The 19687-nt window shown below is 63.9% G+C and carries 18 protein-coding genes; 6 read left to right on the forward strand and 12 right to left on the reverse strand.

Features of this window, described 5'->3' with window-relative positions:
* The 5 genes from KA184_00545 to KA184_00565 all read left to right on the forward strand — a co-directional run.
* The coding region (locus KA184_00545; GenBank protein ID MBP8128038.1) for a hypothetical protein at positions 1 to 2141 on the forward strand (2141 nt) is incomplete at its 5' end.
* A 227-nt stretch (positions 2142 to 2368) separates the two neighbouring features.
* Complete coding sequence (locus KA184_00550; protein ID MBP8128039.1) at positions 2369 to 4816, forward strand: endo-1,4-beta-xylanase; 2448 nt, start codon at positions 2369 to 2371, stop codon at positions 4814 to 4816.
* 396 nt (positions 4817 to 5212) lie between these two features.
* Positions 5213 to 6313 (forward strand): SGNH/GDSL hydrolase family protein, encoded by a 1101-nt coding sequence (locus KA184_00555; protein MBP8128040.1) that lies wholly within the window; start codon positions 5213 to 5215, stop codon positions 6311 to 6313.
* 141 nt (positions 6314 to 6454) lie between these two features.
* On the forward strand, positions 6455 to 7507 hold the full coding sequence (locus KA184_00560) for a GGDEF domain-containing protein (GenBank protein ID MBP8128041.1): 1053 nt from the start codon (positions 6455 to 6457) through the stop codon (positions 7505 to 7507).
* A 4-nt stretch (positions 7508 to 7511) separates the two neighbouring features.
* A complete protein-coding gene (locus KA184_00565) occupies positions 7512 to 7967 on the forward strand; it encodes a TerB family tellurite resistance protein (GenBank protein ID MBP8128042.1) in 456 nt (151 codons plus the stop codon).
* Between the two features lie 6 nt (positions 7968 to 7973).
* On the opposite strand, the gene KA184_00570 is transcribed toward KA184_00565, so the two are convergent.
* The 10 genes from KA184_00570 to flgF form a co-directional block, all read right to left on the reverse strand.
* Positions 7974 to 8492: a hypothetical protein gene (locus KA184_00570; GenBank protein MBP8128043.1), complete on the reverse strand. Its 519-nt coding sequence runs from the start codon at positions 8490 to 8492 to the stop codon at positions 7974 to 7976.
* 77 nt (positions 8493 to 8569) lie between these two features.
* The gene (gene flgL, locus KA184_00575; GenBank protein ID MBP8128044.1) at positions 8570 to 9493 is read right to left on the reverse strand and encodes a flagellar hook-associated protein FlgL; all 924 of its coding nucleotides are present in this window, start codon (positions 9491 to 9493) and stop codon (positions 8570 to 8572) included.
* 9 nt (positions 9494 to 9502) lie between these two features.
* Positions 9503 to 10018: a flagellar export chaperone FlgN gene (gene flgN, locus KA184_00580; protein MBP8128045.1), complete on the reverse strand. Its 516-nt coding sequence runs from the start codon at positions 10016 to 10018 to the stop codon at positions 9503 to 9505.
* A gap of 3 nt (positions 10019 to 10021) precedes the next feature.
* A complete protein-coding gene (locus KA184_00585; protein ID MBP8128046.1) occupies positions 10022 to 10381 on the reverse strand; it encodes a hypothetical protein in 360 nt (119 codons plus the stop codon).
* A 4-nt stretch (positions 10382 to 10385) separates the two neighbouring features.
* The gene (locus KA184_00590; protein ID MBP8128047.1) at positions 10386 to 10853 is read right to left on the reverse strand and encodes a rod-binding protein; all 468 of its coding nucleotides are present in this window, start codon (positions 10851 to 10853) and stop codon (positions 10386 to 10388) included.
* The gene (locus tag KA184_00595; GenBank protein ID MBP8128048.1) at positions 10853 to 11983 is read right to left on the reverse strand and encodes a flagellar basal body P-ring protein FlgI; all 1131 of its coding nucleotides are present in this window, start codon (positions 11981 to 11983) and stop codon (positions 10853 to 10855) included. The genes KA184_00590 and KA184_00595 overlap by 1 nt, the downstream gene beginning before the upstream one ends.
* 13 nt (positions 11984 to 11996) lie before the next feature.
* Entirely contained in the window at positions 11997 to 12650 is a 654-nt protein-coding gene (locus tag KA184_00600) for a flagellar basal body L-ring protein FlgH (GenBank protein ID MBP8128049.1), read from the reverse strand.
* 27 nt (positions 12651 to 12677) lie between these two features.
* Positions 12678 to 13631 (reverse strand): flagellar basal body P-ring formation protein FlgA, encoded by a 954-nt coding sequence (gene flgA / locus KA184_00605; protein ID MBP8128050.1) that lies wholly within the window; start codon positions 13629 to 13631, stop codon positions 12678 to 12680.
* Positions 13632 to 13650: 19 nt separating this feature from the next.
* Positions 13651 to 14442, reverse strand: a complete 792-nt coding sequence (gene flgG / locus KA184_00610; GenBank protein MBP8128051.1) for a flagellar basal-body rod protein FlgG — start codon at positions 14440 to 14442, stop codon at positions 13651 to 13653.
* 21 nt (positions 14443 to 14463) lie between these two features.
* The gene (flgF, locus tag KA184_00615; GenBank protein MBP8128052.1) at positions 14464 to 15219 is read right to left on the reverse strand and encodes a flagellar basal-body rod protein FlgF; all 756 of its coding nucleotides are present in this window, start codon (positions 15217 to 15219) and stop codon (positions 14464 to 14466) included.
* Positions 15220 to 15561: 342 nt separating this feature from the next.
* Between flgF and KA184_00620 the strand changes: the two genes are divergently transcribed.
* Positions 15562 to 16143, forward strand: coding sequence for a 5-formyltetrahydrofolate cyclo-ligase (locus tag KA184_00620; protein MBP8128053.1), 582 nt, complete (start codon positions 15562 to 15564; stop codon positions 16141 to 16143).
* Here KA184_00620 and KA184_00625 read toward each other — a convergent pair.
* Positions 16138 to 17280 carry a trypsin-like peptidase domain-containing protein gene (locus KA184_00625; GenBank protein ID MBP8128054.1) on the reverse strand — a complete coding sequence of 381 codons (1143 nt, stop codon included), beginning with the start codon at positions 17278 to 17280 and terminating at the stop codon, positions 16138 to 16140. The two genes, KA184_00620 and KA184_00625, sit on opposite strands and share 6 nt — an antisense overlap.
* Before the next feature lie 122 nt (positions 17281 to 17402).
* On the reverse strand, positions 17403 to 19664 hold the full coding sequence (locus KA184_00630; protein MBP8128055.1) for a DUF4340 domain-containing protein: 2262 nt from the start codon (positions 19662 to 19664) through the stop codon (positions 17403 to 17405).
* Positions 19665 to 19687 lie beyond the last annotated feature (23 nt).

Below are 19687 nucleotides of genomic sequence, written 5' to 3' on the forward strand. Positions count from 1 at the left end.
CCGACATCGATGGCAAGCCGAATTTCCTCGATACCGACGCGGACGGCGACGGCATCCCCGACCTGAGCGAGAAAACCGGCGACCCGGACGGCGATGGCATTCCGAACTACCTGGACCGGGACAGCGACGGCAACGACATTGACGATGCTATTGAAGGGACCGGCGACATTGACAATGATGGCCGGGGCAATTACGAAGATTCGGACAATGACGGGGACGACATTCCGGATGCAGTGGAGGGTCTGGACGACCCGGACGGAGACACGCTCGCGAACATGAACGACCCGGATGCGGACGGGGACGGCATCGGCGACATCGTCGAAACCATCGAAGACGCAGACGGCGACACGATTCCCAACTACCTGGACCCGGACAGCGACGGGAACGGCATTGATGACGCCGTGGAAGGCGTGGGCGACGCGAACGGCGATACTGTGCCCGATTTCCTCGACCCGGACAATGATGGCGACGGTATCGGCGACATTGTGGAAGGCGGGGGAGACCCGGACGGCGACGGCACGCCGAATTGCAACGACACCGACGCGGACGGCGACGATATCCCCGACCTGACCGAGGGAATCACGGATCTCGACGGTGATGAAACACCGAATTTCCTGGACCCGGACGCTGACGGCGACGGCATACCGGACAGCGTTGAAACGGCCGCCGACCCTGATAACGACGGGGTTCCCAGCTACCTCGACCTCGATTGCGACGGCAACGGCATAGACGACGCCGATGAGGGGCTCGCCGACCCGGATGGGGATGGCAAGCCCAACTTCCTTGATACGGACAATGACGGCGACAACATCCCTGACCAGACGGAAGGCCTGGAAGACCCGGACAATGACGGCGCTCCGAACATGAACGACCCGGACTCTGACGGCGACGGCATGCCTGATATCGTCGAAAGACTGGGCGACCCCGATGAAGACGGCGTCCCGAATTACCTCGACCCCGACAGCGACGGCAACGGCTTGGAAGACGGAACTGAAGGCACGGTGGACGTCGATGCCGACGGCGTGCCCGACTACCTGGACCTCGACAACGATGGGGACGGTATCAGTGACCTCGAGGAGGGGTTTGGCGACCCCGACGGCGACGGTGATGCGAATCTTTACGACTTGGACTCTGACGGCGACGGGATAAGCGATTTGGCGGAGACGGCGGAAGACGCCGACAATGATGATACCCCGAATTATCTTGACCTGGACAGCGATGGCGACGGCATTGCCGATGCTCTGGAGCGCGCGACAGACCCGGACGGCGACACGATACCGAATTTCCTGGATGAAGACAGTGACGGCGATGGTATCGATGATGTCGTCGAAACGGCGGCGGACCCGGACGGCGACTCGCTGCCGAACTACCTGGATGATGATAGCGACGGCGATGGTATCGATGATGTCGTCGAAACGGCGGAAGACCTTGATGGCGACACGACGCCGAACTTCCTGGATGACGACAGCGACGGCGACGGCCTTCCGGACCTCCTGGAAACCGCGTCCGACAGCGATGATGACGGCGCCCCTGATTTCCTGGACACAGACTCGGATGGCGACGGACTGCCCGACCGCCCGCTTGCCATCACGGCACAGCCCCAAAACGCCACTGTCTATACCGGAACTTCGGCAACGTTCCGCGTGCAAACCATCGGCGGCATCGGGACCATCGCCTATGATTGGAGGAAGGACGGCGAGAGTCTCGGCGCCTCAAGCAAGCCGACGTACACGATCGCTGAAGCGCATACGGACGATGTGGGCGCGTATAGGTGCACCGTCGCGGATGCAATGGGCCCAATCGATTCCGACCAAGGGGTCCTGACCGTTGTGGAGCCATCAACCGAGGGTTATCACGCTGCCGACACCTCGCAGGACTGGTCCATCACGCTCAGCGAATTGCTGCGCGTCGTTCAGTTCTATAATTCCAGCACCTTACACTGCGAATCCGGTACCGAGGACGGGTACGACCCGGGGCCGGGCGACCAGGCTTGCGAACCGCATGACAGCGATTTCGCCCCCGCCGATTGGGATATCAGCCTCTCGGAACTGCTCCGCCTGATTCAGTTCTACAACTCGCCGAGCGGCGCTTACCACGTCGAACCGGGCACGGAAGACGGCTTCGCGCCTCAGGCCGGGTGACGATTCGGACGGGCAACGACGCAAGGGCCGTCAGTAATCCGCCGTTTTGACATGCCTTCGGCTCTCAGGGGGTGAAACTGACAGCCATTCGACCATATCCGCGCCCTCTGCCAAGTATTTAAGTCTATCCCCGACAGGCATTTATGAACGTTTCTCCCTCTGGGCATGGCGATTGCTTTTCCTCCCTGAACTCATACCCAGGTTACCGAACACAGGAGGATGAGCCTATGAAACCCACAATCACCGCACTGGTCGCGATAGCGATGCTGCTGAGCACCGCTGCGGGTGCGCTCACCTATCAAACGGCCAGCGCCTCTATCCGGCAGGACCCGAATAGCGGACACCTTTGGACCTATGGCGAGGTGGCCGAATACATTCGTTTCCAGCAGGCCGGCGCGTATCGCGTGACCGTGCGCGCGCTCGGCGTACCGCTTGACAACGTGTGGCCGGTCATGGCGTTGAGCGTGGATGGTTTCCCGGGCGATTACCTGACCGTGGGCACTGGCAGCTGGCAGAACTACTCGTTCGGTGCCGAATTCTCCGCGGGTACCTACACGGTTGGCGCATGGTTCATGAACGACGCCTTGAGCGCATCGGAAGACCGCAACCTGGGCTTGGAGAGCGTCACGATTACCCCGCTGGCGGGGCAGGCGGAGCCCGCGCTGTCCGGTCGTGCCGCGTGGCTCGTGGATGCGCAGGCCCGCGAAGACGCCGTTGTGGCCGCGGCCAACGACGCCATCCGCGAGCACCGCATGGGCGACCTGACCATCACGGTGCGGGACGCCGGCGGCAACCCCGTGGCGAACGCGCAGGTGCGCGCGACGCAGGTCTCGCACGACTTCCTCTTCGGCGCAAGCATCGCCGGGTATAAGCAGTTCAGCGATCCCGCGAAGAATGCCGCGTACGAGCAGAAGTTCCTTGACCTTTTCAACTATGCCACCGTGCCGATGTACTGGAACCTGATGGAGCCCGTACAGGGGCAGCCGAACTACACCCATTTCGACGCTATGACGAACTGGTGTGCCGCGAATGGCCTCGAAGTGAAAGGCCACGCGTTGCTGTGGGCCGCTGAAGGCATGCTGCCTTCCTGGATTGCCGGCGTGCCGGCGCTTACGCAGCAGCAGGAGCACGTGACGGCGGTGATGCAGCGTTACGCGAGCCAAATAGGCACATGGGAAGTCGTGAACGAACCCGCCAACGAACCCGGCATCCCATTGAACCCGGCCCATTCCTGGGCGCGCGCCCTGTCCCCGAACGGCACACTGGTCGTCAATGACTATGGTCATTTCTACAACAGCCTGCTGCCTCTCTACGACCTGCTGACGGTTGCGGCGCAGAACGGCGTGCCGTTCGACGCGATTGGCATTCAGGCGCACGCGCCGGTTGAAATGGCGTTTCCCATGGCCCGCGTGCAGCAGGTGCTCGACTTCTATGCCGGTCTTGGCAAGGCCCTGCACATCACCGAATTCACGCCGGGTTCGAACGGCGCGGCCATCACAGGCTCCCCGTGGCGCGGCGTGTGGAACGAAGCCCAGCAAGCGGACTACGCCGAGAAGTTCTACCGCACCTGTTTTGCGCATCCCGCCGTTGAAGCTATCAGCTGGTGGGACTTCTGTGATTACGGCGCCTGGGTCCCCGGCGGCGGGATGCTGCGCGAAGACCTGAGCTCGAAACCGGTGTACGATGCGCTGCATCAGTTGATCCGTGAGGAGTGGCATACGGACATCCAGGGGCAGACGTACGCCTCGGGCTCGTATCATCTTAAGGGTTTCTATGGCCGTTACCGGGTCACCGTCACGTACAACGGCCAGACGTACGAAACCGAATTCCATCTCCAGAAGGGTGTTCCGGCGGTGCTGGATATCGGGGCCACCCGGCCGCTCGTAACGGTCAACACGCTCGTCAGCCGCACCGCGACTCCCACCCTCTCCGGCTCGGTCGCTAATGCGGAGCAGGTCAGCGTGTCGCTCAATGGCACGGACTATTACCGCGCCGCGATGTCGGGTGGGACCTGGTCGTACACGTTTGCCCAAGGGATCGCGAACGGCGTCTACGACGTTCGCGCCACCGCTACGGACGCGCAAGGCAATTCTGCCGCCGATGCGACCACGGGCGAACTCACCGTTGATACGGTCGCCCCAGTCATTACGCTGAGCGGGCAGGCGACCATGGAACTCGCGTTCGGCCAGGCGTTCACGGACCCCGGCGCCGCGGCGCAGGACAACATCGACGGGGATATCAGCGCGCGCATAATGAAGAGCGGCGTGGTGAACCCGCAAGTGGCCGGCACGTATACGATTGCCTACACCGTGTCCGACAATGCAGGCAATGCCGCCGCGGCGAAGCAGCGAACCGTCACCGTACTTGCTCAGCAGGGCGTGCTGATTGGCGTCATTGGCGACGTCAACAAGGATGGGCGCATCGAAAGCTATGACGTGACCCTAATCCAGTACCTGCTTTTCTGGGGCGAGGCGCGCCTGAACAAAACCCTCAAGCAGCAGGGCAAGCCGCTGGTGGACGCGCGCCTGGCAAATATCGACAAGGCCGGCGGTCTGACCAGTTGGGACAAGACCTTGCTCAGTTACTCGCTGTCGATCGGTCTTGAAGCGCTGAACGCGTCGCTGGCGGATCAAGGCAAGCCCCTGGCACATACTGGTGAGCCGCTCTATCAATAGCGAAGCGTCTCATCTCGCCATACACACACACGCGCGCCGGCCCGAGAAGCCGGCGCACGTGTTTCAAGACCTTGACGTTAGTAGAGCGCTCCGAAAATGAAGAACCACGCTTCCACAATGGCGCTCCAAATCCCATCCAGCGTGTCCAACACAAAGCCAAAGAAGTCTTCCAGCATGTTTTTCCCTTTCTCTACCTGGCTTCCGATGCTCGAACCAGGAAACGGCCCGGCAATTCGAGACTTTCCCGCACAGATTCTATGCGAGCGCGGCGGTGCGTTCAACGTGCGCGGTCTCGCCATGTCGCGTGAGTCCCGGGGGCGAGGAATTGAGCATGAGCGCGAGCGCGAACCGCGAGAGGTGCGCCGTGCGGCGGGGTTCTGGCAAGATTCAAGGACCATGAGCCCCGAAACAGCAGGTAATCCTTCCGAAGTCGCCCTTTCAGGCGCTGACGGGCGCCACAGCCAGCGGCCCCGCCGCCGCTGGGGATGCGCCGCGGCGCTGCTCGTGCTGTTCGCGGCCTTTGGCGGATGGGGCGTGCTCGAGTTCCGGCTGTACCAGCGGTTCGGTTGCCCGCCCGCGATGGAAACGCCGAACATGCCGGATTTGCAGGCCGCGCACGTGACCACCTGGCACCGATGGTATCTGAAGCCGAATCTGACGGAATTTGAAGTGCGCACGCACCACGTGGCCACGCTGCTGACACCCATCCCTCGCGTGTTCCGGTTCTCGACGAACGGCCTGGGCCTGCGCGGTGGTCCTATTCTCCCCGACGGCGGGCGGCTTCGTATCCTGGCTCTCGGCGACTCGACCACCTTCGGCCTTGGCGTGAACGACGAAGAAACATGGCCCGCCTGTCTGGAAATGCTGCTGAACGGCCACGCGGGCGCGGCCCGCTTCGAGGTGGTCAACGCGGGTGTTACGGGCTACACCGTGGTGCAGGGCTGCCAGGCGTGGGTCGGCCGCTGGCAGGCGCTCCGGCCGGCTGTGATTATCGCCACGTTCGGCAACAACGATTGGGAGGTCTGGGACGGTGTTTCGGATTCGGAACGGCTGGCATGGTATACGCCACTTGAACCGGGCGCGGGGCGTCCGCGCGTGCTTGCTTACGTGCAGTTGTTGTACCGGCAGTGGGCCCGCAAGCGCGCCATCGAGGGCGACCCGCGTAACAAGAAGCCGCGCGTGCCCGCGGAGGAATTCCGCGAGACTGTCGCGCGGCTGGATGCGTTCGCGGCGGAGCGGGGCGCGGGCCTCATCTGCGTGTTGTGGCCATGGCGCGAGCAATACGCGGCGCACGACCCGGCGCCCATTCACTATCAGCAGGACCTGATTGATGTCTGCGCGAGCCTGCGCATCCCGCTGGTCGACCTGCGCACCGTGCTACTGGGCGCGCCCGAGGACCCTTTCATCGACATGGTCCACGTGAACCCCGAAGGCTGCCGGCTCGTTGCGGAAGCCGTGGCCGCGGCGGTCGAGGCGACACTTGTAGGGCAGCCCTGATCGCGTCCGCCGACAAGCACAGCCCCGCGCCTGGCCAACCGTATGCGCCTGTCCGGGATTTGTCCGTGCCATCCCCGGGGCGAGCGGCGGGTCGCAGGCGTGTTATCATCTCCTTTTCCGTTTGGTGGAGGCCATTCGCACATGGCGCAACGATCCAGAGCGCGTCTGGGCGGCGATTACCAGTCGCTGCACCGGCAGAACCAGGTGCTCGCGCGCCAGGTGGACCAGCTTTCCATGCTGCGCGAGATAGGCCTCGTCATCAACCGCTCGCTCGAACTCGCCCAAACCCTGCCGGACATCGCTCACGTCGTTCAAGGGACCCTCGAGGTGCGGCGCCTGACGATATTCGAACTCGACGAGGGGCAGAACCGGCTGCGCCCGGTCATTGCGAAGTACGGCGATGACCTGATTACGGCGGACCGGCTCGAGGAGGAATCCGCGCTGTTCCGGGGCACGCCATTCGAGGAGGCCCTGCATTCCGGGGCCGTTGTGCTTGTGCATGAACAGCACCGGCGCGAGGCCTACATCCCGCTCATGGCCGAGTACAGTCCGCTGGGCGTGATGCTGCTCCAGGAACCGCGCGACGGCGAACCGTTTGCTCCCGAAGACCGCGCCTTCTTCTATCAGTTGGGTGCGCAAGTCGCGCTGGCCGTCAACAACGCGAAGTTGTACGCCATGGCGGTGACGGACGGGCTGACCGGTTTGTACGTGCGCCGCTATTTCGAACTGCGCATGCAGGAGGAATTCGACCAGGCCCGGCGCTATGGCCGCTGTTTTTCGCTGTTAATGTTTGACATCGACCATTTCAAGAAGTTCAATGACATGCACGGACACCAGACCGGCGACGCCGTTCTGCGGGCCTTCGCCCAACTGCTCCGCCGCAACACGCGCCGCGCGGACATCTGTTGCCGCTACGGCGGCGAGGAAATGGCGGTAATCCTGCCCGAGACGGGGCTCGAAGAAGCCGCCCTTCTCGCCGGGAAACTGCGTGCTAATATCGAGACAACGGCCTTTGAAAGCGCGGAAGGCGCGCCGCTGTCGGTTACAGCCAGCGTGGGCGTTGCGGCGTTCGAAGAGTTTTTGCAGGGGCCGGAGGACGTGGTGCGCGCGGCGGACAAGGCCCTGTACCTGGCAAAGGAGCGCGGCCGCAACCGGGTTGAACTCGCCGTTAACCGCGTTGCCGAAGAGGAATAGGCTCATGCTGTCCAAATTGCGCGCATTGCTGTCGGCGCAGCCTTCGGGAACCTCACCATCGGGCCTGGACGCCACGCAGGTGGCGGTGTGTGTGCTGCTGCTGGAAGCGGCGGTATCCGATGAGGATTTCACGGAAGCGGAACATGCCTTGGTCCGCCGCGTGCTGCGGCAGCGGTTTCAGCTGGCGCCGGAGGCGGTGGAACAGGTGATTGCCGAGGCCCGGGAAGCGCAGCGCGAGAGCTATGACCTGTGGCAGTTCACGCACGAAATAAACGAATCGCACACGCAAGCCGAAAAAGTCGCGATCATGGAAGACATCTGGCGCGTCCTTTATTCGGACGGACATCTGGACGGAGACGAAGACCACCTGGCCCACAAGCTGCGCCATCTGCTGAACTTGAGCCACCCGCAGTTCATTGCCGCGAAGATGACCGTATTGCGCGAAGTGCGCGGTGAATGATCTGCCCTACAGCTTCGCGCGCTCGCCCTTGGAGCCGTCCCAGCCGCCGCCCGAGTTGAACCGGTAGCGATACACTTCGCGGCCCGTCTCGCCCGTGGGGATATTCGCCGACTCGGCCGCGGCTTCCGTGCGCGTGGGCTTGCGCGGGCTCTGCAGCGTTCGATAGCTGTACTCGATGTAGCCCGTGTATCCGCTTTCGCGCTGGGTTCCAGCAGTGTCCGCGCGCGCGTCAAGCGGATGGAAATCGGTGTATTCGCGGACTTCCTTGTAGTACATGCCGCGCAGGCCGTTTTCCTCGAACTGGATCTCGCCCTCGCGGCCCTCGAAGTTCATGCGCTGCATTTCCGACTCGCCCACGGTGCGTAGACGTTCGTAGACTTTGTCGCTGCCGGAAACGTAGTTCTCATCCGGTTCGCGGATGCCGAAATCGGTGAGCACCTTGTTGGCGACTTCACCCGGCGTGCGCTGGCAGCCCGCCCCAACGATGCTCAAGAGCAAACATGCAAGAAAAGCCCCATTTCTCACGGAAATTCTCCTTTGCAGACGGGTTAAGCAAGAATGAGTATAGCACCGGCGGCTCAACGAAGAAAAAACGGCGGCGCTTAGCCAAGAAAATCGAGGAGACTCGGCTGGATGATGCGCCCCGCGGCGTTCAGCGCGGCCTGATATGCATTGGTTTGCGAATTCAGGTTGACGAGCACTTCGGCAAGGTCAGCGTCGATGTTGTCGGAGATGACCCCGCGCAATTGCACGTTGATTTCGTCGAGGTTGGCGTTCACGTCCTCGAGACGCCGCTGCACGGCGCCGACGCGGGAAACCGTCACGAGGACCTGGTTTTGAGCCTGTTCGAGTTCTCCGAGCCGCGTCTCGAGCGCGCCCGAATCTCCGGCGCGCAGGTTGTCCCGAATCTGGACGAGCGCCTGGAGGATGTCAACGCTCGAAGGCGAACCCGGCGCAAAGGCGTCCAGCCCCGTGATGTTGATGGGCATGCGTATGCCCTCGGAGATCTCAATCTCGATATCCTCGTCATTGCCGGCATAGGTCACGGCCGTGATCTCGCCGTTCGCGTCGCGCGTGGCTTCAAACGGCTCCGAAAGCGTGCGCGTGCCGCCGAAAAGGTAGCGGCCCGAACTGAAGCTGTTCGCCTGCTGCAGGACGCCTTCGATGAGCTGGTTCACCTCGTTTGCGATCTGGTCGCGTTGTTCCTGCGTATTCGTGGAATTGAGCCCTTGAAGGGTCAGTTCATTTGCGCGCTGGATGTAGTCCAGGGTGGTGCGCAACGCGAACTCGGTATCCGCGAGCAGGGGCCGGGCCGACGTCATGCTGGCGATGAACTGCTCATTCGCCGTGATTTCCGATTGCGCTGCGATGGCGCGCCGCGCCGCGAGCGGGTCATCCGAAGGGGTATTCACACGCTGACCAGTCGAGAGCTGCCGTTCGAGGTCCAACAGGCGCCGTGTCTGGCGGTTCAGGTCGGACAGGATCTGGCTCATCACGATGCCCTGGGTGACGCGAATGAACGGCATGAGCTACTCCTACCCGCGGCGGTCAAGAACGGTCGGTTGTTCCGCGGCGCCGCGCCGCTGTTCGCCGCGGGCGTCATAGACGCCGCGCGCGCCGTCCGCTGTCTTGAACGCCGCTTCCATCGCGCGGTTCAGCACATTGAGCGACCGCCGCACGACCATGCGGTTTTCGCGCGTTACGCGGCGCGTCTCTTCGAGTGCGGAGCGCAGGCGCGTCTGAAACTCGCGCAGCCGCGAGGACCACGGCTCCGGCGCGACCACTATAAGTTCCGTGAGCGTCTGTTTTTCTTTTGAGAGCTGGTAGTGGCCGACTACGTCGCGCAGCAATGCGATGCGCGTCTTTTCCGCCTCGACCGTCTCCTGGATGAGCAGGAGCAGCGCGGCGGTCTTGGCTTCGAGTTGTTCGATATCGTGCGCCCTCGCGGCGCAGAGTTGCGCGCGGCACACTTGCAGCACGGTTTCCTGGCGTTCGGCCTCTTCGTCGCAGTGCGCGCAGAGTCTCTCGAGGATTGCGGCGATGTTTATCATGTGCTATCGCCTTGTCTGCGCGTTTTGCAGCGCGTTCAGCGCGGGTTTCGCCACTTCGGCGGCGGTGAGGGCGCCGTCGCCGTCGATGTCCAGTTTCGCGAACGCTTCTTGGGTCAAGCCGCTTTCCTCCAGGGTGAGACGGCCATCGCGGTCCGCGTCGCGAAGCGATATGAAGCGCTCGCTCTGCTTGGTGATTGCCTCAGCGCTCCGCTGCGCGGCCGCCGGGTCATTGCGCTGCAACTGGGCTTGGAGCAACGCCGCGAACGCCGCGTCCGCGGCCTTGGGGCGGCGCAATTCGCGGACCAGCCCGGTGGCCCCGCGCAGCACCGCGGCAGCGCCGTTCAGACTCTGCAGAATATTCATAGCCTCACTCCTGCCCGCGCAGCGGAATTCCTGCATGGTTTATCGGCAGGCCCGCCGCGCCGCTTGAACGTTTTTCCGGTTCGATTCCAACGCCCCGGACCTCGTCGTGGAGGGGAATTTCGGCCCGGACCGCGCGCAACGCAATGCCTTTGCCGCTTGCCTCCAAGGGGCGCGTCACCGTGGCTTCGGCCTGCTGGCGCAATTGTTCCTGGATCTGCTTGCCGAGGCCCATCTGCCCCGACTTGGCCATTTCCCCGGCCAAGACGTCATCCAACATGTCTTCCGCGACCTGCCGGGCCTGACTGTCGCCCCACAAGTCATCACGCGGCACCGTGCGGCGCATTTCACGCAGCAGCGTATAGAGAAAGAACCGCTCGAACTCCTCAACGGCCCGGCCCTCGCGGGCCGCGCCTTTCAGTGCGGCGTCCACGCGCGCGCCGTAACCGGTTTCGAGCGGATTCACGTAGAGCATTACATGGTCTCCAGGTCGGCTTGGAGCGCGCCCGCCTCGCGCAGCGCCTGGAAGATGGAAATCATGTCGCGGGGCGTCACCTTGAGCTTGTTCAGAGCCTCGGCCACCTCGCCCGCCGAAGTGCCCTCGACGGGCATCAGGCTGGCCTCGATCTGTTCCGCTTCCATGTCGATGACCTCGGATTCGATGGCCTGTGCGTCGGTGAAGGGCAGGGGCTGTGCGATAACCGGCGTGGCTGCTATCTTGATCGTAAGACTGCCGTGCGCCACCTGGCACGGCTTGATCATGACACTGCCGCCGACCACGATCGTGCCCGTGCGTTCATTGATCACCACGCGCGCGGGCGGCTCCGTCGCTATGTCCAGTTCCTGCAATGACGCGATGAACGCGACGAGGTTCGCGCGCTCCGCCTCTGGAATGGTTACGCGCACCGTGCCGGCCCCGTAGGCCTGCGCGGCCTCCGCACCGTATTCTTCGCACAAGACTTTCTGGATGGTGTCCGCGGTTATGAAGTCGGGCTCTTTGAGCGCGAGGATGATCCGTTCCCCGTCGGTAATGGTCGCGGGCACCTCGCATTCGACCACCGCGCCCATGGGGATGCGGCCCGCGGTCACGTGGTTTTGGCGCACGCTGGCGCCGCCCGCGTCCGCATTGAAACCGCCGACGGATATGGGCCCTTGCGCGACCGCGTAGACCGTCTCATTGTCGCCCGGGCCGCGCAGGTGCGTTTCGAGGAGCGTGCCGCCCTCGAGGCTGTCCGCGTCATGCAGCGAGGCGACCTGCACGTCGAGGCGCGTGCCCTGTTTCGCGAATGCGGGCAAGTAGGTGGTGACCATGACGACGGCGACGTTGTCGGACTTCATCTGCTTGATGTCCTGGACGTCGACGCCGAGCCGTTCAAGAATGCGCTCCTGGGTTTTCACCGCGATGGAAGCCTTGTCGCCCGTGCCCGCAAGGCCTACGACGACGCCCACACCCTTCAGCAGGTTTGCCTGTGCTCCCTGAATCTCGCAGACGTCGCGCAGTTTCGCCGCGGGCGCCGCGGCGGCGGTCAGGACGGCCACAAGCGCAATTGCGCCGATGCTGAGGCCCGGCGTGGCCCAGGTTGCGTTCTTTGGTTTTCGTGTCATGCGCTGCGTCTCATCAGAACGGCGAGAACCAGTCCAGGAAGCGCGTTATCAGCCCGCGGCGATCGCTGTTCCACAGGTTGCCCTTCCCTTTGAGTTCCACCGTTGCGTTGGCCATCTGCGTTGAAAGCACCGTGTTCTGCGGCGTTACATCTTTTGCGCGCACGATGCCGCGTACGATGAACAACGAGTCTTCCCGATTCGTTGTGATCCGTTTCTCACCCTGGAGCGCCAGGTTGTCGTTTGGCATCACTTCCATCACCGTGCAGGCGATAGTGGTAACGAATTCGTTGGTGCGGCGTGTTTCGCCGCGCGCGCGGTGCTCGTTCTCCGCCTCGATATCCCAGTTGGGCAGTTCGCCCGGATTTATGATGCCGTTTGTGTCGCTGTCCGGCCCGCCGACCAGGAACGTATTTGAGCCGGTGTCTGCCTGGCTCTCGACGTCCGATTCCTTGCGCGTGCGCGTGTCGACGCGCGTGCTGGCTGACGTCTCCTCGCGCACGAGCACGGTGATGATGTCGCCAGGCTTGAATTTCGCCTTTGGCTCGGCGGCCAGCGTGCCTGCCTGCTGGGCTTTCTGGTCAAAGAGCGAGTCGCTCCAGGCGGCCACGGCCGCGGCCAAGACCAGCACGGCCGCGAGGCTGGCGCGCATCCTCACACAGCACTTCATGTTCCATACTCCCAGACTCTTCTTGTCTCAGGGCACGACGACCACGCCGTCCCGGCGCACGACACCCTGGAATTCGCCGTCCGAATTCAGATTGGCGCACAAAACCGTGTCGCCCGCGGCGCCCGCCGTCAGGGCGCGCGCCTGCGTCTGCACGCGCAACCCGCCCGACTGCATCTCGACGGCAACGACTTGATTGCGCCGCACGAGGACGCGCGGCTGCACGTTGCGTTTCGTTATCTCTTGACCTGGAAAGATGGTCGTGCGCGCGATATATCCCTCGAGCTGCGCCGGTTCGGTATACGTGCCCGCTTCCACCTCTGCCAGGGATCGTTTCTCCACCTCGAGCTGCGACGCGGTGATGGGCGAGCCCCGCGGGATATCCGTTGCGGCCACGACCACTTCGCCGTACGCTTCCACGGAAGCCTTGACCGTCAACCGTTTCTGGACCTCGCCGTCGACGAGGATTTCGCCCCGGAACATACCCGGTCCGACGTAACGGTACTGGGGGTTCGGCATCCAATTGAAGGCGACATCGCCGTCGGGAATCCGGAAATCGCCGGTCGCGGGCACCACATCGATAATCGCGTCCACTGGGTCCCACGGCATGGAAGTCTCGATGAACTCGCGCAGCGAACCCGCGATCATGTCGCGCGTGATTTCGAGATAGAGCGTGGTCGCCTTCACGCTGGGCGCGCCGAGCACCTCAATGCCGTCCGTTGCGAGGCCCGCGTCACGGATGCGCGCCTCGACCAGCGCCGCGTACACCCGCTTGGAGTCGCCAGGCAGGGGCGCCGTGCCGAGTTCGATGCCGGCCAACACCGGCGCGAGTTCGCCCTCGATTTGCGCCACCTCGCCCAGGAGGACCTTCGGCCCGCGCACATAGGCTTCGTCTTTGAGCACGAGCGTATCCGCGCCGGCCGCGGCCATGAGACACGCGCCGAGAAGAAGACTTATGCCCGCTCTGCTGTGCATGGCGTTCATGGCGGCTCAACGGTTCCTGTTATCGCCGGATCTGGTTGGCTACTTGAAGCATTTCATCCGAAGTCGTGATTACGCGCGAGTTTGCCTCGTACGCGCGCTGCGCAATGATCAATTGCAGGATTTCTTCGACCACCTGCACGTTCGAGTTCTCCAGAAACCCTTGCGCAATGTTGCCGAGACCGTCCAGTCCCGGCGTGCCGGTGGTCGGCGCGCCGGAAGCCTCCGTTTCCAGCAGGAGATTGCGGCCCAGCCGCGCGTCGAGACCGGCGGAATTCGAAAACCGGGCCAGTTCAAGCTGGCCAAGCGCCTGCGGCGAACTGTCGCCGGGCACGCGCACGGATATGTTGCCGTCGCTGGAGACAGTGACGAGTTCGGCGTCTGTCGGAATGCTGATAGCGGGCGAAAGCTCGAAACCGTCCGCGGTGAGGATGGTCCCCTCCTGATTGATTTTGAAGGAGCCGTCGCGCGTGTAGGCGATGGTGCCGTCCGGCATCTCGATCTGGAAGAAGCCGTCGCCCTCGATGTAGAGGTCCAGCGGTTGACCCGTCTGGATGGCGGCGCCCGGCGTGAAGAGCTTCGAGATGGCGCTCGGGCGCACGCCGTGTCCAACTTGGATGCCCTCCGGGAGGGTTACGCCCGCGGCCGTCTCGTTGCCCGCGGGGCGGATGGTCTCGTAGATAAGGTCCTGAAAATTGACCCGGCTCTTCTTGAACCCGGTCGTGTTGACGTTCGCCAGGTTGTTCGCGATGGTATCCACGTGCAATTGCTGCCCGATCATGCCCGTGGCCGCGGTGAATAAGGCGCGAATCATGGTTGTGGCTCCTCCCCATTATCAGGGCATGGCTACCCGGTCGATAAGTTGAGAAAGGGTATCGTCCGCCGCGTGGATGGCCCGCTGATTGGCCTCGTAGGCCCGCAGGCCGAGCAGCATGTTCGTCATTTCGAGCGAGAGGTTCACGTTGGATGATTCGAGCCGGCCCTGATGCACCACCGTGCCGTCCGCGTTCGCGGTGGCCAGCAACACGCCTTCCGGCGCCGCAAAGAGATTCTCTCCTTCCCGGAGCAACTGCCGCGGCTCCTCGAAGGCGGCTACCTGAATATGGCCCGCGCGCACGCCGTCCACTGAGACCTGCCCGTCACCATTGACCACGATCTTCCTGCCCCTCACGTCCATCGGCTGGCCCTCGACGCTCAGCACCTTGTAGCCGTCGCTGGTGGCCAGGTCCCCCTCGGGGTCGGCCGTGAAGTTGCCGTCCCGCGTGTATCGCACGCCGCGCGGCGTCTCGACGGCGAAGAAGCCGTCTCCATCGATGGCGAGGTGCAGCGGGTCGCCGGTATCCTGCATTGTGCCGTGCGCGAGACCGGTGAACGTTTCCGCAACGCGCACCCCGCCGCCCGGCGCGCGCTGCAATTGCAGTGCGGCTGGGGAGCTAAGCGTGTTCGAGAAGACCTCGTAGAAGCCCATCAAGACCGGCTGATGCCGGCGGAATCCGTTCGTGGACACGTTCGCGATGTTGTTGGCGATGGCGGCCTGACTCTCTTCCAGGGCCATCATTCCATTCGCCGACGTGTACAAGCCTGGTATCATCGCGGGCTCCTGTGGCTCTATCGCGTCGCCCGAAGGCGTTATGTTCGGGTTGGCCCGCGCAAACCTGCGACGGATTCGGGGCGACAATGGGTTGCACACCCCGTTGCGCCGGGCCGACCGCTCAGGACAGACCCTGGTGAAGGTGGGTCTCACTCCAAGGAGAGCAAGCCCTGTGCCATAGTGATGGCCGGTCACAACTCATTGTTTTTCAGCGAGTTGCGCTGTTCCCCCGTTCGCGATAGCGGCCAAATGGAAAGAAATTCCTGCCGTTGCCCGGCACTTTCTGCTGGGGTGCCCGGCCGGGGATTGACACCCCTCCAGCGCTTCTGTAAACATGGCGCCATGACCGGAAAAGACCGGATACGGGCCGATTTTCTCGCGGCGCGGCGGGCCCTGCTCCCGAAAACCGCCAGGGAGCACAGCAGGGCTATTGTCGCGCGCGTTTGTTCCCTTCCCGAGTTTGCCGCGGCCCAAGCCATATTGACCTACGTGGCCTCGAAAGACAACGAAGTCGAGACCCGTGGCCTGATTGAGGCGCTGCTGGCGGACGCGAGGCCCGTCTGGGTCCCCCTTGCGCGCGGGAGCAGCGTCCTGGTCTGGTCGCGCTTGCTGGCGCTGGACGAACTTGCGCCGGGCCGCTTTGGAATCCTCGAGCCGCGGCCCGAGTGCAGGCGCATCCTGGACCTGCCCCGGGATGCGATGGCCCTCGTGCCTGGAATTGCGTTTTCCGCGGCCGGCCAGCGCATCGGTTACGGCGGCGGCTACTTCGACCGGTTCTTGAGCCGGTTCACGGGGACCGCGGCCGGCCTCGCCTACGAATGCCAGATCGCCCCTTCCTGGGCCGTGGATGCCCACGACGTGCCCGTGGCCATGGTGGTCACGGAACGGCGCGTGCTCCGCGCGCGACCCGTTGCCGGCCTATGATTTCAGCGGCGCCAGTTCCTTGACCTTGAAGCGAAGGGTCAAGGGTTGTCCCTGCCGGTCGGCCTTGAGTGTCACGTCGTCGCCAACGAACAAATCCCATGTGAGGTAGTCGACGTCGGCCGGATGCGACACGGGCTCGCCGTTCATTTCGATGATGACATCCCCAAGGCGCAGGCCGGCCTCATAGGCCGGGGCATCCCGCCGGATTTCGGCGACGATGACGCCCGATTCGGCCTGCACGCCCAGCCTCCGTAATGAGTGTTCTTTCAACGCGTTGACCGCTTCGCCGTGAAAACCCAGCCATGGGTCGCGGCGTCGCCCGTAATCGATTAGTTCCCGCGCGACGCGGTTTGCCCGATTCATCGGGATCGCGAATCCGAGGCCCTCGTTGCCGCCGGAACTGCTGAAGATCATGGTGTTGACGCCGATGGCCTCGCCCGTGGCGTTGACCAGCGGCCCGCCGCTGTTGCCGGGATTGATCGCGGCGTCGGTCTGGATCATGCCCTGATACAGGCGGTCGCCGCCGCCCACTTCGCGGCGCACACGCCGGTGCAGCGCGGAGACGACGCCCACGCTCACGCTCGGCATTGGGTCGCGCATCAACAGGCCGAAGGGATTGCCGATGGCGATGACCCATTCGCCAACCAGGAGATTGTCGGAGTTGCCCAGGCGTACGAAGGGGAAATCCTTGCCCTCGGCGCGCAATACGGCGAGGTCGGTCCGCTCGTCGCCGCCCACGTACTCGAAATCCACGACACGGCCGTCCGGAAGCGTGACGGTGCCGTAGTCGGCCCCTTGAATGACGTGATAGTTGGTGAGGATGTGCCCGGCGTCGTCGATGAAGAAGCCGGTCCCGACCGCTTCGACGGCGCGGCGGCGCACCATCGGCGCGGCGCCGAAAAAGCCGAAATTCCGGTAAAACTCCTCGAACATCGGGTCGTAAACGTGTTCCGTCCGGATGTCCACGACGCTGATGGTGACCACGGCCGGGGCGGCGGTCTCGATCGCGCCCACGATCGCGTTACGGCGTGATTGCGTGATGTCGTCCTGACCTGTCGCGACGGCAGGGACGCAGGCCAACGCGGCCAGCACGCAACAGCAGGCGCGGCCCAGGCACGCCCCTGCGCCCCGAGCCATGCGACCGCGCTTCGGAGAACGGATTGACGCAAGCCTGTGGTTACCGGTCATGGCTGTGCTCCCTTCCAAAAACAGACGCGGCACACCTGAAGCTGAGATCAGGTGTGCCGCGAATCCGTCTACTATTGCGGGGTCGCGGCCGCGGGCGCTTCAGGCGCAGCCGGGGGCGCCGCGGGCGCCTCAACAGGCGCGGGGATCACTTGCACTTGTGCGGGTGTTTCCGCAGGCGCCGCGCCGGGCGTTTCCACGGGCAGCAACGTCGGGGGCGGCGTGACCACGGCCTCGGCAGGCGTTTCTGCCGGCGCCGCTTCCGCTGCCGGCGCGGCTTCAACCGCAGGCGCTGCCTCAGGGGCCGGCGCGGCTTCAACCGCGGGCGCTGCCTCAGGGGCCGGCGCGGCTTCCGGCGCTGCGGGTGCAGCCTCAGCGGCTGGCGGCGTTTCCGCCGTGGCCGGGGCCGCAGGCGCGCTCAACTGCGCCTGGACCGTGTCTATCATGCCGCCAATCTGGTCCAAGTCGCTTTTCTTGGCGCTGAACCCGAAGGCCTTGCCGCTCACCATCATGAGATGTTTGCCGTCCTGCTCGGCGCCAAAGGTCAGCGCGTGCGCCGCGCCGTCTTTCATGGTGACCTGGAACTCGGCGAAGGGCGCGCCCTCAAGCTGCGTTACGCCGAGGCGCAAGTCGTCGGCCTGGAACGTGGCTACCCGGGTGACCAGGCTCGAGACCGTGCCGGCCTCGACTGTCCGCGCCGCGCCGTCTAGCGTCGTTTGCCAAGCGTCACCGGCTTTTTCGAGCGCGAGCGACTTCTCGCCGATGCGCAGCTGCAGTCTCTGGACGTCGTTCTCCACCAGGCTCAATACGGTCAGCTGGTACACATCGCGCGGCGTCAAGAGCAGCTTTTTCGAGTCGGCGCGGCTCATCACGAGGACCGGCCCCGCGTCGCCGACCCTGGCATATACGCCGTCGATGGATTTCGAGTCGCCCGCCACGCTGAAGGACCGCGTCTGGCCGCCTGCCGTGATGGTCACGGTCTGTCCAAAGGCGCCCACGTCCGTGGTGGCGTCGGCGTAGTCCGCGGCGGTCCAGCTCAGGAGCGTGGAGGCGAGCGTGCTCAGGGTCGTATCCTGGGTCTTCAAGTCGACCGCGGGTTCGATGACCTTCCACGTGCCGTCAATCTTTTCAACGACGACGTTGCTGCCGTCTGCCTGGCTGACAACGATGCGGCTGAGATCCTCGAGTTTCAGGGTATCGCCGAATTTTGGCAGGTCAAACAATTGCCCGCATTTCGGGAAGACCTGCTCGAAGGTATACGAATCGAGTTCGTAGAGGATTTCCTGCGCGGCCCCGGCCACGCGCACGTAGCCGTTCCCGGTCTTGTTCGGGCGCGAGCCCTCGAGGACCACCGTCTTGCCGTCGTCGATCGTGATCTCCGCGCGATACTGGGGCGCATCGAGGCCGTATTCCGCTTTCTTGGCCGGGTCGACGATATCGCGTGCCGTCAGGTTCTTGAAGCGGCTCAGGATACTCTGAAGATTGGCATCCTTGTGCGGCGTGCCCGGACCGCCCGAAGCCAGAACCCATTCATACTCGACCGGTTTGCTCGCATCCGCCCCGGCGGCAGCCGGCGTCTCCGATTCTGAGGAAGCGGAGATTTCAGCCGTGTTGCCCTCCGCCGCGGGTTGTTCTGTGCCCGTTTCCGGCGCGACGGTTTCGGGCTGTGCCTTGGCGCGGCGTTCGAAGACCAGCTGCTTATCCGGGAGGGTGAACGCGAGGCGCGTGATCTCCTTGCCCTCTTCGGTCTTGGTGACCACCTTGTCGAGCCACTTGCTGGCCGTCGGCGCTTCCGTGGCTTGATAGACGCCCGCGTCGCGCCGCAGGTCCGTACTCTCGCTATACACGGTTGTCTGTCCAGCGAGCCGGACGAAACTGGTGGACATGCCCTCGGATTTGCCGACCAGCACATGATAGGCGGGGGCATCGCTGCCGGCCTTGAACGCCGTGACATGAAACGCCTGGTCGTCCTTGAGCTCATACCTGGCCAGGCGTTCGTCCGGCGCGGCTTCATCGCGCGTCTCGCCCTGCATGCTCAGGAAGGAGGTCAGGTATTCACGCACAGTATCGGCCGTGGCGGGCGCGTTGAAATGACTTGTCACGCGCCAGGGCGCCTCCGGGTTGTCGCGTTCGAGAGTGACTTTCGTGTCGGGCGTGCCGCCCTGATATACTTCGAGCTTGACCACGCTGGCGGCATCGAGTCCCTGGGGCGCCAACGGGACAAGTCCCGCCTGTTCGATGATGCTGGGTTGCTGCTGGCGGCCCTGCTTGACCACAACCAGCGCGATGAGCACCGCAAGCACCAGCGCCAATATGATGAGCGTTTTGCTGTTCATGGTTGTCTCTCCTATCGGTTCAA

The organism is Candidatus Hydrogenedentota bacterium (assembly GCA_018005585.1).
Classification (GTDB): Bacteria; Hydrogenedentota; Hydrogenedentia; order Hydrogenedentales; family JAGMZX01; genus JAGMZX01.